This window comes from Sphaerospermopsis aphanizomenoides BCCUSP55, from assembly GCF_001586785.1.
GTDB lineage: Bacteria > Cyanobacteriota > Cyanobacteriia > Cyanobacteriales > Nostocaceae > Sphaerospermopsis_A > Sphaerospermopsis_A aphanizomenoides_A.
The window spans coordinates 1-15,091 of sequence record NZ_LUFH02000128.1; the positions used below are offsets into that span (position 1 = coordinate 1).

Here is a 15,091-nt window from a genome sequence, read left to right on the forward strand (position 1 = left end):
GATGGGGAGATGGGGAGAATATCTTTCTACCTATTCCCTATTCCCTATTCCCTATTCCCTATTCCCTATTCCCTATTCCCTATTCCCTATTCCCTATTAACTGTCACCTGCTATAAATTAATCTTCTTAACAAAACTTATCTTTAAAATTTGCTCTTGGGAATGTTTAACTAACTCGTCAATCATGATATGTTCTCAGGCTGTATACTACTGTTTATATAATTATGAGCATCTGGTGAGATTGCACGTTAGGATGATAATACCTAACGAAACTTGCAACAATCATTTACAACTATTACAAAGAAAAGTAACACTAGTGAATCACTAAACACTGATGCTGATCTTTGGTAGGTATGGAATTTTTTACGTAAAGTAATCTCGACAGTAATTAACCTGATGATAACAGGCGTTGTAGTCTGATATCTGAGGGTTAGAGCCAGCTAAGAAAGCACGAAATAAATATAAATTTCCCGGCTTTGGAGAGATTTATGGATACCAATCACTTTAGTAGTCTCAAAACTTTAGTAGCCTAAAAAAGGAGAATAGGGGCTTGGTAATTGAACGCCTGAAACAGGACTTAAAAAATGACCTGATAGCTGGGTTGTTAGTGGTGATTCCCCTAGCGACTACCATCTGGCTGACTATTACTATTGCCAGTTGGGTAGTCAACTTTCTCACCCAAATTCCCAAACAGCTAAATCCCTTTGATGGACTACATCCTATCCTAGTCAATGTACTGAACTTGTTAGTAGGATTAGCTGTACCACTATTAAGTATTCTGGTTATTGGCTTAATGGCTCGTAATATAGTTGGTAAGTGGTTGCTCGATTTTGGTGAGCGTTTATTACAGGCCATACCCTTAGCTGGTCAGGTATACAAAACCCTCAAGCAATTATTGGAAACCATCCTCAAAGATTCCAATGGTAAATTTCGCCGTGTGGTTTTATTAGAATATCCTAGACGGGGAATTTGGGCGATCGCCTTCGTTACTGGTGTGATGAGCAGTGATATCCAAACGAAGATGTCTAAACCCATGTTGAGTGTTTTTATCCCCACCACCCCCAACCCTACCACCGGATGGTATGCAGTCGTCCCAGAAGATGAAGCAATCAACCTATCAATGTCCGTTGAAGAAGCTTTTAAAATCATCGTCTCTGGCGGTATTGTTGCCTCCAATACACCCATACCTCCCTTGGTTTTACCAAAATCCGTGTCGCCCCTAGAAACTCAGCACCACGTAATTTCCGTTGAAGAAACTTAAATTGGGGCATTGGACATGGGGTATTGGGTGTGGGGTGTAGGGGAAGAAAATTTTAGATTTTAGATTTTAGATTTTAGATTTTAGATTGGAGTCAATCAAAAACAATCCAAAATCCAGAACCCAAAATCCAGAACCCAAAATTACTGCCTTCTGCATCCTCGACGACTTGATTGTTGAAATCTGTAAAACTTGATATATTAGGGAGTTTGTCTCCTTTTATTCATTATTTATCATACACCCCAAAGTTATGCAACCTCGTAAACCCCAGCAAATAGCGCGTGAATTGGCTTTGTTGAGCCTTAGTCAACTGCCAGTTAACCCCAAGAAATTGGAGAAACTGGCAGATGAACAACTAGTAGCTAAGTTAGTTTTAGGCGCAGTACGCACCCTGACTACAGAAGTGCAAGATACTTTAAATAATGCAGCTGGTGAACTGCAACGCAGTAATGACCGCCTCCTAACCAGCCAAACTAGGGCTTCAGACCTAAATACAGCAAGAACCATGCTGCAAGAAGCGATCGCTTACACCCAAACAGCCATAAATCAGTTAGGTACAGCCGTTGATTTTCCAGAATTAATTCAGTTAGCGAATCAAGATAGAGAAGTTCGCAATTACGCCAAAGAAATTATTATCACCGTCCACGAAAATCGCAATCTCATCGACCAACTGATTTCTGATGCCTTGGTAGATTGGCAAGTAACTCGTTTAGCCCAAATTGACCGAGATATTCTGCAAATAGCAACGGCAGAAATGAAATTTATGGGAGTTCCAGCCAGTATCGCCATCAACGAAGCCGTGGAATTAGCTAAACGTTACAGCGGAGATGAAGGACATCGGTTTATTAATGGTGTCTTACGTCGCGTCGCAGAACAGAAACAAACAGCATAAGGGCATTTTCCTCACTTTCTCCCAGTTATTGCGTGCCTTAAAAGTGAGGTTAACCCGAATATGTTCATGACCAGAAACAGTAGCAAATTAAATTAAACTGATAGCTGATAACTGATAACTGATAAATAATTAAGTAATAAAGTTGCTGCAATGGCTTTTAATTGGTTCCGCCGTCAACATAACGATGCCTCTGACACTGCTGAACAACAGTCACAGGTAAAAACCCAGCCTGTACAAGAAACACAACCAGAACCAGCCGCAGAAACGACACCAGATACTGCGGACTTGTTGGCTTATGCTAAAGCTGCCTATAAAAATATTCAGCAAAAACAACAATCTCAGCCTCAAGAAACTGATTCTGTTGCTGAAACTGCACCAGTAGAAACTGCTATTCCTGAAGAAACAATAGCAATTCCCACCGCAGAAGTAACCACATCAACCCAACCAGAAGAAATACCTGTTGCTGAAACTGCACCAGTAGAAGCGGCTATTACTGAAGAAACAACAGTAATTCCCACCGCAGAAGTAACGACATCAACTCAACCAGAAGAAATATCTGTTGCTGAAGAAGTAGCCCCAGTGGCGGTAATTGCAGAAACCAAAAAAGTTTCTGGTACACAGTCTCCAGCTAACTTATCTTTTCTAGAACGGGCCGCCGCAGAAAGACAAGCCAAGCAAGAAAGATTGATAGCCAGCGCCATTGAAGTTGAAGAACCAGAAACAAAACCAACTTTGGCATCAACTCCCACTGCACCAGAAACAGATGTAGAAATTCCCGAACTGGAATTTGATGATGGGTTTGTGTGGTCAGCAGAAGTGTTAGCAGCCCAAGGTAGAAGGGCTGAAGATGTTTCCATCGAAGAAATTACTTGGCTGAAAAAGTTACGCCAAGGCTTAGATAAAACACGGCGGAATATCCTCAACCAACTCAAAGCAATTGTTGGTCAAGGGCCTTTAAATCAAGCGGCTGTAGCGGAAATTGAGGCATTACTTCTGCAAGCTGACGTAGGTGTAGAGGCGACAGATTTTATTATTGATGCCCTACAGAAAAAACTCCGGGATGAAGTCACACCTCCAGACGAGGCGATCGCCTACCTGAAAAAAATCCTTCGGGATATGCTAGATGCACCAAATAAAGCCGCCACATCTAGCTTTGCCCCTGAAAAAGACAACCTTACTATTTGGTTAATTACTGGGGTTAACGGTGCAGGTAAAACCACTACCATCGGTAAAATAGCGCATTTAGCCCAAAAATCCGGCTATAAATGCTTAATTGGTGCTGCTGATACCTTCCGGGCTGCTGCTGTGGAACAGGTTAAAGTTTGGGGAGAAAGAAGCGGTGTAGAAGTAATTGCTAATCCCGGCAAGAACACAGATCCAGCCGCAGTGGTATTTGATGCGATCGCCGCCGCCCAATCACGGGGAACAGAATTACTCTTAATAGATACCGCTGGAAGACTGCAAAATAAGAAGAATTTAATGGACGAATTGAGTAAAATTCGCCGCATTATTGACAAAAAAGCCCCAAACACTCATGTAGAATCCCTGCTAGTTTTAGATTCTACCTTGGGACAAAACGGACTCCGACAAGCTGAAGTCTTTTCCCAAGCAGCCCAATTGAGTGGTGTTGTCTTAACCAAACTCGATGGTACAGCCAAGGGTGGTGTTGCCCTAGCCGTTGTTCAGCAGTTGGGTTTACCCATTCGCTTTATTGGTGCTGGAGAAGGAATTGAAGATTTGCGCCCATTCTCTAGTTATGAGTTTGTCGAAGCACTATTAAATGGTTGACATACTCCCCGCCCCCTAAACCCTAGAGTACCGAGTACCGAGTACCGAGTACCGAGTACCGAGTGGTTGACTCGTCTTCTTGTCACCACTCATGACTCATCGCTCGTTACTTATCTGTCCCCTACACCCTACACCCTACACCCCACAACCTTTTTGCTGACTGCTGACTGCAAAAACTTAAAATAATTATTTTTTTTGAGCAAAAATAGCAAACTTCTGGTAGAATTGCACACTAAAGCCATTTTGCTCACGCTCCAGGTAGTGGATTTATGCAGCACAAGATTACTTGATTAATGCCTAAAACATCAACAAACAAGCGAATGTATGTTAGTAAGCTGGCTCAATACTCTGAACAAACAGTGCTAAGTTGTGAGTGCTGAATCAGGAGTAAAAATAGAGAAAATTTTGTTTCTTCCATTTTGGATTTTAGATTGTCAAAAATGGACTTTATTAGCTTTTCAGTTTTCCATCTGACAAGCATTCAACTCTAAATATTCTTGATTTAAAGCAAATTCCATCTTCCGCAATTACGAATCTGTGAAGTAATCAACTGAATATGGAAGCCAAATCAATATAGGAGTAAATATCTATTGAATTTATGGTAGATGAGTCAAAAAATATCAGTCTTCACTTTGCATTTTTTTATTTATAAGTGATAATTGTAAATCTTTTTCTCTACAACCAGCCACAGCATACTGATAAACAAACCTACAGAACATCAATCTAAAATTTACAAGACCGATGCTTTAACTGTAAGAAATGACTTTAAACACAAGCAAGTTTTATTTCTCAGGGTACATGAAATACTAACGTTATCATGAAAAAATTATAAGCCGTTTGCATAGTTATCAAAATTACCCTTGTTCATCACAATTTTTAAGTAGAAAATGAATTCCAAAAACCCATCTGAAAATCAAAAACCACAATTAAAAATGAAATACTCATAAAAATTACGTCGTCAGTCTTTCTACTCTTGCTAAAATAGATAATCTTGTCCAAGATAATTGAGAAATACCCAAGACAAAGGATTGAGAAAAATCATAAATCAGCGATCTGTTAATATCAAGTGCAATAGTATATTTACCTGTGTCTCAAGTGCCTTCACACCCCACTGAAAATAATAGTAGTGCCACTACAGATGTCACTCCAGTTGTGGCATTGAAAGAACTTGTGGCCAGGTTGAATCGTGAACAGAACAAAATTCAAGATTTACTCAGTTCTTTAGGTTTTGCCCTGAGAAGTTTCAATAATTTAAATCAGTTTTTGGAACTAATTCCACTCATGGCCACGAGAGTTACGGATGCTGATGGTAGCGCCTTATTTCTCTATAAACCTAACGGTCAAATTCGCTTAGAACAACTACATTGGCAAGATAGCCAACAACGCAAAAATATTAGGAAAGCCCTGGAAACTGCCAGCAGTCAAATTACTCTTTTAGCCAATTCTGCACCGCTAACAGCAACCACAGGGATTTTAGATGATCAAATGCACCGCTGTTTGGGTCCAGATGTGCAAATTTTTGGCACGGCGATTTTAGTTAAGCATACAGAAAGAGGTTGGCTTTATGTTTTAAGCCGTGATCCAGAATATAGTTGGACAGAAACTAGACAAAAGTTAGTCCGGTTAGTTGCAGACCAAACAGCTGTAGCAATTGAAAACGATGAACTAGCAGTAGAACTGAGAAAAAAAGAACGCCTAGACCAAGAATTAGAAATTGGGGCAGAAATTCAAAGGCGACTTTTACCTCGTCAATGTCCTAGTATTCCTGGTGTAGTTTTGGCAGCACGTTGTAAACCTGCTAACCGTGTGGGTGGAGATTATTATGATTTTATTCCTACCAATAATAATCAGTTACAGTTAAATAATAATAGCAGTATACAAGATGCCCGTTGGGCTTTGGTAATTGGCGATGTGATGGGTAAAGGTGTTCCCGCTGGTTTAATTATGACCATGTTGCGGGGAATGCTGAGGGGTGAAGTATTACATGGTAATTCTGCTGCGGGAATTTTGCAAAATTTGAATCGAGTGATGTATGCGGATTTGGAAAATTCCCACCGTTTTGTCACTATGTTTTATTCAGAATATAATCCCCGTACACGAGTTTTATCTTATAGTAATGCTGCTCACAATCCGCCTTTATGGTGGCACGCTGCGACTAAAACTGTGAGTAGATTAGATACTATGGGAATGCTGATTGGTTTGGATGCTAACAGCCAATATGAGGATGGAGAAGCACAATTAGAACCTGGGGATACAGTTATTTACTATACAGATGGGTTGACGGATGCAGCTGCGGGTAGTGGCGATCGCTTTGATGAAGATAATTTTATCACTTCCTTTAATGCTGCCTGTCGTTATTGCAATGGTCCACAGGAAATTGTGGATTATTTATTTGATAAAGTTCAGGAATTCATCGGCCCTGATAGGCAAAATACTGATGATATGACTTTGGTGGTTTTACAGATTTTAGAGTAGTGTCACGCAAAGACGCAGAGGACGCAAAGAAAGAAAGGAATTTATAATTTGGTTAGGGTAAGAATTCGCTGTCAAGAATTTGACTGATAGTGTAAGGTAAATCTGCTGGAAAGGTATTTTGGGTAAGTCCTGTTTCGTTACTGGCTAGTTTTTTTCCTCTGCGGTAGCACTCAGCTAACACTTCTTCTAAATAAGGATTAAGACTAGGACTATCTTGGAGTAAGTCATCAATGCGGTGGCGTTGTTCTGTAATTGTATTTTGCCAGGAGGCACTTCGTAAACTGGGTTGATATTGCCATTTTAGTAAATGTTGTAGTAATACCTCCAATCGGCTTTTCAACTCTCGACGATCTGACCTTCCCAAGCTTTCAATCTCCTCGATAACCGCTTCCCAATCTACACCATCCCATTTTCCAGCACGGATCAATTCAGAAGTTTCTTGTGTCCATGCTACAAAATCAGTATCATACAACCGGATTGCTGTTTTGGAAGTAGTAACCATGATGTTTTTGCAATCTTTTTGGATGGGTTATTAATCTATTATTTTAACTATTATTTTCTAGAAAAGATAGGTTTTCTCGTTCCCATAATCTGTGTGGGAACTTCAGTTTAAGGTTCTGTTTGTAGTGACAGCAGAGGCATAACTTCTGTCATGGTATTCCCAGTCGGAGACTGACAGGACTTACGCACAGGCTACGGAAAAACGAACCACGAAGGCACGAAGAACACGAAGAAAAGAGAGTTTGAGAGGTATTTTGCGTAAGTCCTGACTGAGAACGAGATAAAAGTGCTGGAATGTGATTAATTAATAATTGCAAATAGTGTTATCACTCTGACTCACATTTGGGTTATTCTGAAGATACGGTGATATTCTGGCACACCCTTTTTGCAGTAAATCATCTAAATCTAAATTCCACACCATCACACCAGCATTTTTACCACCACTTACTAGAATTTTATTGTTAGAACTGAAACTAATGCTGTTAATTTGATTTGCATATCCTAATAAAGTTTTTATTAATGAACCTGTTTCTGGGTTCCACAATTTAATTGTATTGTCTGCACTTCCAGAGGCTAAAATCTGTCCGTCAGTAGTGAAACTCAGACTAGTTACTCCGTCAGTATTTCCTGTGAGAGTATGAATTAATTCTCCTGTGTTTACGTTCCAAATTTTGATGGAATTATCCCAACTAGCAGAAGCGAGAGTTTTACCGTCAGGAGTAAATTTGACGGAGGAAATAGCTAAACCATGTCCTGGCAAATTTTTCACTAAACTACCATTTATTCGCCAAAGTTTGACAGTATTATCAAAACTTCCAGAAGCAATTATTTTACCGTCTGGACTAAATTCAACACTCGTTACTTCTTCTGTATGTCCTGTGAAGGTTTTTAATAATTGGCCATCTGCTAAACGCCAAAGTTTAATTGTTTTGTCAGCACTCCCGGAAACAAGCATTTGATTATTTGGACTGAAGTTAATAGTTGTTACTCTGTCTTGATGTCCGGTAATTGTTTTTAGTAATTGATAGGTTTTAGCGTCCCAAAGTTTAATAGTTTTATCTGTACTAGCGGTAGCTAAGATTTTACCGTCAGGACTGAGAATTACAGAAGTTATAATATCTTGATGTGCTGTAAATTTAGTGATTTTATCTTTTTGCAAAATACTAACTTTTCCATCCCAACCAGCAGCAAATATTTGAGATTTATTAAAACCGACGCTATTAATATCATCTAATTGCGGTTGATTAACAGTTATTTGCCATAATTTAATAGTTTTATCTGCACTTGCAGAAGCAAGTAATTTACTATCTGGACTACTATCTGGACTACTATCTGGGCTAAAAGTCACATCTCTAACTTGTTCACCGTGACCTTTTAATGTTGCTAATAAACTACCATCTAATCGCCAAATTTTAATATTGTTGTCAGCAGATGCAGAAGCAATAATTTGATTACCGGAACTAAAATCAATACTGTTTATTTGTTCACCATGACCTGATAAAGTTTGCAATAATTTACCTTCAGCATTCCACAGTTTAATAGTTTTATCACCGCTTGCAGAAGCTATTAATTTACCATCTGGGCTAAATTTAACTTTAGTAATACGTGATTGATGTCCTGATAAAGTTTGAATTAATTTACCATCTTGAGTCTGCCATAATTTAACTAAATTATCTTCACCACCAGAAGCAATAATTTTATCATCAGGACTAAAGCTAACTGTATTTACCCAGCCATTATGACTATTCCAATTTTTAATTAAAGTACCATCAATGCGCCATAATTTGATGGTTTTATCTAAACTGCTAGAAACAATTAATTTACCATTATGACTAAAACTAATATCTGTAATATTATCACTGTGTCCTACTAATTCATAAATTAATTTACTATCTAGAGTGTAGATTTTTATATTCTTACCTGCACTAACAGCTAGTAAATTACCATCTAGACTAAAATCAATAGATGTAATTCTGTTTTCAAATCCTGTAATAGTTGTGATTAACTGACCTTCAGGAGTCCAAAGTTTTACCGTTTTGTCATCACTTGCAGAAGCTAAAATTTTACCGTTGGGAGTAAACTTAACTGCATTGACTTGTTGATTATGACCTTGCAAACGATTAATTTCTTGAGTTTGATTAATAGCTTGTTGCAAAGTGGCTACAGTGGCAATTTTAATATCTTGATTTGGTGCAAAAACTTGTTTAATTTCTCTTCCCGCTTTGATACTAGCAATTACTGATTCTAATTGTTGATTAGATAATGATAATGCTGAAGAGGAAAAATTTAAAGCAGCTATTTCTCGTAACTGTGCTGCTTGCTTTTGAAAATAGGCAAAACCACCCAAAACACTAGCAGCAATTCCCAAAATACTAATTACAGCTACCGCAGTTTGTGCTTGTCTGAGGCGCTTTTTTTGTTCCAGTTGTTGTTGTTGTCTAGCTTCTAAACAAGCAGCAATGAAATTTTGCACATCTGGAGATAATTCATCTGTATATTTCACATAAATTTCTTCAGCTTCTGCTAACCGAATACCCTGCAATAAAAAATCTGCTTGTTCGTGGTGATGTTTCCATAAACTAGCTGCTTGTTCAATTTGACGTTGCGATCGCAGTCTGCTACGATTTTCTTCTAACCACCAGCGTAAGGTTGACCAATGACGAATTAAAATTTCATGTGCTACTTCTATTGTCACCAAACCCGCTGGAGGAAGGAGTTGTGTTTCTGCGTTTTTTTTAGTTCCTATTTCTTCTTCTACATTCACCACCACTAATTTAGCTGCAATTAACGCTTGCAAAGTTTTTTCTACTAAAGCTGGAGGATATTTCTTGACGACTAAATCAGATTTAAACACCCTGCGTCTAGTATCTTCAGTTCCTTCTCCTAACTGGGTTAATGACAGAAAAATCCATCTGGTGCATTCTTGCGCTTGTTTATCTAAACTTTCATAAACTGCTTGTGCTTTTCTCTCCAAAGCACCTTTAATTCCCTCTACTTGCTGTTGATAAGCTGTTAAAGTTAACTCACCATTTTGGCGAAATTCCCATAATTGTTCTAGAACGAATTCTAACAGTGGTAAATCTCCAGTGGAATGGTTTAACTCCTGTAAAATAATTTCTACTAATCCTGGTTCAATTTTTAAACCGACTTGTTCCGCTGGATTAATAATCACACGACGATAATCATCATCACTCAATTTTGGCGGTACTAAAACACTGGAAGTTTGCAATAAATTGGCTAACTTTGTCACTTCCAAACAAGGAGAAATAAAATCAGCCCGTAAAGTAATAACTAATTTAAATCTATCTGCTGCATATTCTAAAGCACCTAAAATTAATTCTAAAAATCTGTTTCTATCTTCACTAGGTGCGAGAGTAAATAATTCCTCAAATTGGTCAATCACTAAAACTATCACAGGTTCTGGTCTATTGCGTAACCAATAAACAAAACCTTCTACACCTTGATATAACATTCCTTCTAATATAAGGTGAGGAGAATTAAAATTCTCGGTTTCTGAATTCCGCACATTAGCAAGTTTTTGGGATAAAGCTTCTAAAGGACGTGCGCCAGGACGTAAACTTTTTATCAACCAAGATTCACTACCAGGAAGTTGTTTTCCTAATCGTAATTTAGCAATTAATCCCGCATTGACTACAGAAGATTTGCCACTACCAGAAGCACCAACTACCGCCAAAAAAGATTTATTTCCCAACTCATTGATTAATTGTTGCGTTAAAGATTCTCGACCATAAAAAAACTGTGCATCTTCTTCATTAAAAGCGCGTAAACCCCTGTAAGGACAAATTTTTAAATCTAATCCTAGTTTATGGGTGCGTGTACCAGAAATTCCGGGAATAATTTCTATGACACCCTGTGTAGCTGATAAACCAATTTGCAAATTTACAGCCCCAGCTAGATATATTTGTAATTGCGTAATCCAACCAGCAACTGATAAACCAGCAGGTTGAGATGCTGATTTTAAAGTATGAATTAGGGCTTGAGAAAATTGTTCAGAATTGGTTTGAGGAGAGTTAGCCGCAATAATACACTGTCCTTTGTCTGTTGCTAATTGCAAATCTTCTACCCATTCTTGCAAAGAAGAAATATTATTTTCTGGACAATCTAAAATAATGATTTGTTGCGTAACTGAAGAATGGCGTAATTGTTGACGCAACCAAGAACGACTCAGACATATTTCTTCTAATAACTCTAACGCGGCTTCACCTGTGGGAGTTTCTGCTAATCTTCCCCGTAAATATAACAAAGCTGTAGATTTTTTTTGATTATTTACACTCAAAAAATCTTGAATTAATTTGCGGATAGCTTGAGAATTGGTAATTTCTGAAGTAGGTAAATACTGTAAATCAAAAGCGCCAGTATTTCCCAAAACTTTACTAAAATCTAATGCTTGATGAAAGTTACTAATTCCTGCAATTACTAATGCGGTTCTCAGAGGATGAGATTCGGGAATTCTGGGAATTTGACCAATAATTACTTCTCCTACACCTTCCACTATTCGTTTCGGGGTTTGTAGTGGATATTCAATAAAAAGTTGTGTTTCTCCTTTTCCTCTTTTTTGTTGGTTAATGAGGCGCAATTGTTGATTGGTTTTATCTATATATTGTAGAGTTTGATGATAAACATAACGATAAATTCCATCAGCAGAAATTATGCCTTGTGTATCTGCGGCGTTGCCATTTAACGCCAACATTAAATAATAAGTAAATACTCCATGTCCTAGTTCGGTAAATTCCCAAGATAGCTGATCTGTATCACAAGAAAGTAAGGCATAAAAACCTTTACTTTTAGCTGCACTTTGCTGTAAAACTTCTACTAATTGGGCTGTGGGATTTACTCCTCTCAATGTCATTCCTCCACTATGACAAGCATCCAGCCAAACTAATTGATTTTGTGCCTGACTATTACCTAATAATTGCAATAATTCTTTCACAGGTAAAGCCGTATTTTGTATATCATCTTTTTGAGTATCAGCTAAACACAGAAAAGCTTGTTGATTTTGCGGTTCTAAAATGCCATGACCAGAAAAATAAAAGAGAATTGTGTCTAGTGGTTTAGAAGATTTGGTAATGTTTTGTAAGCTGTTGCGAACAGTTGCTAGAAGTGGTAATTCCTGGGTAAAGTCATGGTAAATTATTACTTCTTGTTCAGGAAATTGTTGTTGTGTTGCACCTGTTAAAGCTGTGGCTAATCCTTGACAGTCAACTGCTGCATAACGTAAAGATGGAAGTTGTTCATCTGCATATTGATTTACTCCCACCAATAATAACCAAAGTTTGGCGGTTGTTGTTTTTTGAATTTGATTTGACTGACTAGTAGCAACACCGCGAGGACACATATTGATTTTGGATTTTAACCCGTAAATATATACATATTATATATAATATTTTTTAAGTTTATGTTGACACTCAAGTTTTACAAAAAGGTAGCATTTTAAAAATGACAGAAGATAATAATGATCAAGTTACTGATTCACCAAGAACCAAAAAATTTCCTATCAGTGTGTTTTTATTATTAGCCATGATTTTTCCTTTTCTGAATCCAGGATATAATCCACCAACAATTCCGATTTTAGGTTTTCATGGCATTGTGAATAATAAAAGTATTAATGCTAAAGGTAATATTCGCAAACCCCAAGACTTAGACATGGATTATACAAAACAGGAAATGGAAAAATTATTAGAGTATCTAGTTAAACACGATTATTGGTTTTTATCTTCTCAAGATTTATATGATTATTTTCTGACTAGAACCAAAGAAATCCCTTATCAATATCGGAATAAACCAGCAATTATGTTGACCTTTGATGATGGCTATAAAACTGTATACACAAATTTGTTGCCGATTCTATCCAAGTTAGAAAAGAAATATGGGAAGAAAATTAAAGTAGTTTTATTTGTCAGTCCTGGGACATTAGCCGATGATAATGGTATACCTCCAACTCATTTAAAATGTCAAGAATTACGGTATGGTTGGCAAAAAGGATTTTTTGATATTCAGTCTCATGGGGAGAATCATAAAAATTTAACAGAAATTTCCCAACAACAAATGGTTAGCGAATTATTACTAGCAAGAATTAAATTGCGAAAATGTTTAGATGATTTAGACCCGGAACAAAAAGTAGCTTCTCATCTAGCTTATCCCTATGGTGCTGCTAATAAAACGGTTGCTAAATATGTGGCTAAATATTATTTATCTGGTTATTTATATAATGATAAGTTACTTAATTATACTTGCTTAAAAGATAATTATAAAATTCCTAGGTTAATGGTGAATGCAACTAAATCTAGTCAGGAATTAATAGCTATGATTCAAAGTTTTCCCACTGATACTCAAGAAAGTTATAAGAAAGGGATTTGTAAGTAAGAGACTTTGATAATTGAACGCAGATAAACGCAGATAAACGCAGATGAAGATGGATGAATTTTGCAGAAAATTGGTATTAAACGCAATTTTGGTATGTTATAATTACTTATTAGATATAATCAGTTATGCCAACTGTACCAGGGTTAATTAAAAGTTTCAGGAGAAGCATCCATGCCAAGTATTTTACGAATTAAGGATGATGTTGGTACTACTGTTTTCAAGCAAAGTACAAAACAATTTAGTGAATTGAAAAAACCTGATCCTACATATATAGCACGTTCAGGTCAGACTTATTTTGCTACCACTGTTGACAGAGGTTCTAATGACCCAAAGAGTGCTAATTATTATGGTGGTGATCACTGGAAAGTGACATTGAAGGAGAAGTTGAAACCTCAAGAGGGAGGTGAACCTATTCAAACTTGGTTTGTGTTTAAGGGTGATGTAGAAGAATATCGACTAGTACCTTAATATATAGCAGGTGACAGGTGACAGGTGACAAGTGACGATGCTAAAAGTTAGTGATAACAAAGTTTTTACTTTTGCCTTTTGCCTTTTGCCTCTTGCCTTTTGCTATAACTGACAACTGCTGTGTCATCAAACAACGGGAAAAATTCTGTTCCCATTACTTGGTTCAAATACAAATAAATGATTTAAATCTAGTTGCAATTTTAAACGTTCACCTGGCTGTAAACGCAAACCTCCACTTACTTGCACGTTAATAAAACTAGAAGAACCAGGTAAGCTAACACGAATTAAAGTTTCTCTTCCCAAGGGTTCAACAACTTTAATTTCTACATTTAATCCTCCTACTTCCTCTTCTCTAAGTTCTTCTCGTCTCTGTGAGTTGTTAATATAAATATGTTCAGGACGAATTCCCAAATTACAAACTTGTTCCGGCTGCAATTTTAAAGTTGCTTTGATATGTTCAGGAACAGTTAATAATTGCCCACTAATATCAAAATGATTACCTTTATAAATAGCAGGTAAAATATTCATGGGTGGATTGCCCAAAAAACTTGCTACCATTTCATTAGCAGGTAAAGCATAAATACTTTGAGGATCGCCAATTTGTTGAATTCTGCCCCGATTTAATACCACAATTTTATCAGCCAAAGTCATAGCTTCTATTTGGTCATGGGTGACGTAAATGGTAGTAATTCCCCATTGCTGATGTAGCTGTTTTAATTCTGCTCTGGTATCATCTCGTAATTGAGCATCTAAATTAGATAAAGGTTCATCGAGTAAAAATAATTGTGGTTGACGGGCGATCGCTCTCCCTAATGCTACCCGTTGTTGTTGTCCTCCAGAAAGTTGTTTCGGTTTTCTGTCTAACAAATGTTCCAAAGAAAGCGATCGCGCCACCGTTAAAACTCGTTCTTGAATAGTTTTGCGGTCAACCTTTCGCATTTCCAAACCAAAAGCAATATTTTGGGCTACGGTTTTATGGGGATAAAGGGCATAATTTTGAAATACCATCGCCACATCACGCGCCCTGGCTGGTATATCATTAACCAAGCGATCGCCTATAAACAAATTACCAGATGTGGCAGTTTCCAAACCAGCAATAGTTCGCAAAATGGTAGATTTTCCGCACCCGGAAGGACCCACTAACACCCAAAACTCACCTTCGGGAATTTCAAAGGTAATGTCCTCAATAGCGGTGACATTGTTAAATTTCCGTTGAATATTTTCTAGAATAACTTTAGCCATTTTTAATAATTGATAGTTGATAGTTGATAGTTGATAGTTGATAGTTGATAGTTGATAGTTGATAGTTGATAGTTGTTAGTTGAT

9 protein-coding genes are annotated in these 15,091 nt (G+C 37.4%); 6 read left to right on the forward strand and 3 right to left on the reverse strand.

Going from position 1 to position 15,091, the window contains the following annotated elements; all coding sequences use genetic code 11:
• The first annotated feature begins 549 nt into the window (after positions 1-549).
• The 4 genes from A0J48_RS23500 (at position 550) to A0J48_RS23515 (ending at position 6,412) form a co-directional block, all read left to right on the forward strand.
• Complete coding sequence (locus tag A0J48_RS23500) at positions 550-1,260, forward strand: DUF502 domain-containing protein (RefSeq protein WP_200327010.1); 711 nt, start codon at positions 550-552, stop codon at positions 1,258-1,260.
• Positions 1,261-1,507: 247 nt separating this feature from the next.
• Entirely contained in the window at positions 1,508-2,149 is a 642-nt protein-coding gene (gene nusB / locus A0J48_RS23505) for a transcription antitermination factor NusB (RefSeq protein ID WP_200327011.1), read from the forward strand.
• Positions 2,150-2,299: 150 nt separating this feature from the next.
• Positions 2,300-3,937, forward strand: coding sequence for a signal recognition particle-docking protein FtsY (gene ftsY / locus A0J48_RS23510; protein WP_200327012.1), 1,638 nt, complete (start codon positions 2,300-2,302; stop codon positions 3,935-3,937).
• Positions 3,938-5,023: 1,086 nt separating this feature from the next.
• A complete protein-coding gene (locus A0J48_RS23515; protein ID WP_200327013.1) occupies positions 5,024-6,412 on the forward strand; it encodes a PP2C family protein-serine/threonine phosphatase in 1,389 nt (462 codons plus the stop codon).
• A 52-nt stretch (positions 6,413-6,464) separates the two neighbouring features.
• Here the strand turns inward: A0J48_RS23515 and A0J48_RS23520 are convergent, their stop codons facing one another.
• Together A0J48_RS23520 and A0J48_RS23525 are read right to left on the reverse strand one after the other, a co-directional pair.
• Positions 6,465-6,914 carry a DUF29 domain-containing protein gene (locus A0J48_RS23520; RefSeq protein ID WP_200327014.1) on the reverse strand — a complete coding sequence of 150 codons (450 nt, stop codon included), beginning with the start codon at positions 6,912-6,914 and terminating at the stop codon, positions 6,465-6,467.
• A 303-nt stretch (positions 6,915-7,217) separates the two neighbouring features.
• Positions 7,218-12,269: an nSTAND1 domain-containing NTPase gene (locus A0J48_RS23525; RefSeq protein ID WP_200327015.1), complete on the reverse strand. Its 5,052-nt coding sequence runs from the start codon at positions 12,267-12,269 to the stop codon at positions 7,218-7,220.
• A 101-nt stretch (positions 12,270-12,370) separates the two neighbouring features.
• Here A0J48_RS23525 and A0J48_RS23530 point away from each other — a divergent pair, with 101 nt between their 5' ends.
• On the forward strand, positions 12,371-13,297 hold the full coding sequence (locus tag A0J48_RS23530) for a polysaccharide deacetylase family protein (RefSeq protein ID WP_200327016.1): 927 nt from the start codon (positions 12,371-12,373) through the stop codon (positions 13,295-13,297).
• 171 nt (positions 13,298-13,468) lie between these two features.
• Complete coding sequence (locus A0J48_RS23535; protein WP_200327017.1) at positions 13,469-13,765, forward strand: hypothetical protein; 297 nt, start codon at positions 13,469-13,471, stop codon at positions 13,763-13,765.
• Positions 13,766-13,891: 126 nt separating this feature from the next.
• On the opposite strand, the gene A0J48_RS23540 is transcribed toward A0J48_RS23535, so the two are convergent.
• The gene (locus A0J48_RS23540) at positions 13,892-15,007 is read right to left on the reverse strand and encodes an ABC transporter ATP-binding protein (RefSeq protein WP_200327018.1); all 1,116 of its coding nucleotides are present in this window, start codon (positions 15,005-15,007) and stop codon (positions 13,892-13,894) included.
• Positions 15,008-15,091 lie beyond the last annotated feature (84 nt).

Excerpts from the sequence above, each read along its gene's own strand:
- nusB (WP_200327011.1), top strand. The coding sequence starts at position 1,508 with ATGCAACCTCGTAAACCCCAGCAAATAGCGCGTGAATTGGCTTTGTTG.
- ftsY (WP_200327012.1), top strand. The coding sequence starts at position 2,300 with ATGGCTTTTAATTGGTTCCGCCGTCAACATAACGATGCCTCTGACACT.
- A0J48_RS23520 (WP_200327014.1), bottom strand. The coding sequence starts at position 6,914 with ATGGTTACTACTTCCAAAACAGCAATCCGGTTGTATGATACTGATTTT.
- A0J48_RS23525 (WP_200327015.1), bottom strand. The coding sequence starts at position 12,269 with ATGTGTCCTCGCGGTGTTGCTACTAGTCAGTCAAATCAAATTCAAAAA.
- A0J48_RS23530 (WP_200327016.1), top strand. The coding sequence starts at position 12,371 with ATGACAGAAGATAATAATGATCAAGTTACTGATTCACCAAGAACCAAA.
- A0J48_RS23535 (WP_200327017.1), top strand. The coding sequence starts at position 13,469 with ATGCCAAGTATTTTACGAATTAAGGATGATGTTGGTACTACTGTTTTC.
- A0J48_RS23540 (WP_200327018.1), bottom strand. The coding sequence starts at position 15,007 with ATGGCTAAAGTTATTCTAGAAAATATTCAACGGAAATTTAACAATGTC.